The organism is Actinomadura chokoriensis, from assembly GCF_041463665.1.
In the GTDB taxonomy this organism is placed as follows: domain Bacteria; phylum Actinomycetota; class Actinomycetes; order Streptosporangiales; family Streptosporangiaceae; genus Spirillospora; species Spirillospora chokoriensis_A.
The window spans coordinates 1-1477 of record NZ_JAXCEJ010000072.1 but is presented as its reverse complement, the minus strand read 5'-3'; the positions used below and the strand labels follow the sequence as shown (position 1 = coordinate 1477).

Genomic DNA, 1477 nt, shown 5'->3' with positions numbered 1-1477 from the left:
GACCAGCCGCCGTGGTCTCAACAGTCCAGGTGCGGTGGAACTCGAGACCGAACTCCGTGAGCTGGGCGTCCGCGTGACGGTGGCCGCTTGCGATGTGGCAGACCGCGACGCACTCACCCACCTGATCCGGCAGTTGAAGGCAGAGGGGGCGAGTATCCGCGCCGTGGTGCATGCCGCCGGGGCAGGTAAGCCGAGTGCGCTAGCCGAAACCAGCCTGGCGGATGTCGCTGACATCGTCGCCGGGAAAGTCGCCGGAGCTATACACCTGCATGATTTGTTGAGTCAAGATGCACTGGATGCCTTCGTGTTGTTCTCCTCGGGTGCAGGTATCTGGGGTAGCGGGGGGCAAGGTGCATATGCAGGGGCTAACGCTTTCCTGGATGCATTGGCTGAGCATCGGCGGGGGCGGCACCTTCCTGCTACCTCACTGGCATGGGGTGCATGGGACGGTGAGGGTATGGCGGATGACCCCATGGTCGCGGACCAGTTGAGCGGCTATGGAATTCCTATGATGGCGCCGGAACTGGCGATTGCGGCACTGCAGCAGGCACTACAGCAAAACGAAACCTGCCTGGCAGTGGCCGACATCGAATGGGATCTGTTCGCCTCCACCTTTACGGCGATGCGTCCCAGCCCACTGCTGCAAGAGATCCCTGATGTTCAACAGCACCTGAAGAAGACCGACACTGAAATTTCCCCCCAGAGCGACCCGGCAGACCGGTCCCTGCTTCGCCAGCGCCTGGCCGGGTTGCCTGAGGTCGAGCAGGACCGGGTCCTGCTGGACCTGGTCCGCACCCACGCCGCCGCCGTCCTGGGATACGAGTCATCGTATGAAGTTGATTCAGGGCGGGGGTTCCTTGACTTGGGGTTCAGTTCCCTTACTGCGGTGGAGTTGCGGAACCGACTCAACACCGCCACCGGACTCCACCTGCCGCCCACCCTGATCTTCGACTACCCCACCCCCACCACCCTGGTCGGACTACTGCGAGGAGAGCTTCTAGGACCGCAGGGAGAAGAAATTGATCGCCTCCTAGCGGCGCTTGTAGAAGTAGAGAACGGGCTTTCTGGAATTGTGGCTAGCGATGATTTTCGTACGAGAATTAAAGCGCGTCTCCAGCTTCTTCTGGAGAGATTGAATTCCGTTGGTGATCGAGTTGTTCGTGAACTTGACTCAGTCACCGACGATGAACTGTTTCAAATCATCGATAGAGATTTGAATATTCAATAGCTCTATGAAATGATGATCTGCATTGGCATTTCAAGAAGGAAGTGTTGAGTGATGACGGAAGAAAAGCTTCGAAGCTACCTTCGGCGGGTAACGGTAGAACTTCAGGAGACCAGAAGTCGTTTGCTTGTGCTTGAAGAAAAGGAGCGGGAGTCGATTGCGATTGTGGGTATGAGTTGTCGTTTTCCGGGGGGTGTGGGTTCTCCGGAGGAGTTGTGGGATCTGGTTGCTGCTGGTGGTGATGCGGTGGCG

The 1477-nt window shown here is 58.2% G+C and carries 2 protein-coding genes; both read left to right on the top strand.

Translation table 11 applies throughout. The features are described from left to right. Positions 1-1228, top strand: a 1228-nt coding sequence (locus SM418_RS37915) for a beta-ketoacyl reductase (protein WP_371966189.1), incomplete at its 5' end; no start/stop codon positions are given. A 51-nt stretch (positions 1229-1279) separates the two neighbouring features. Beyond that, positions 1280-1477: beta-ketoacyl synthase N-terminal-like domain-containing protein (locus SM418_RS37910; protein WP_371966188.1), on the top strand; the 198-nt coding region annotated here is incomplete at its 3' end.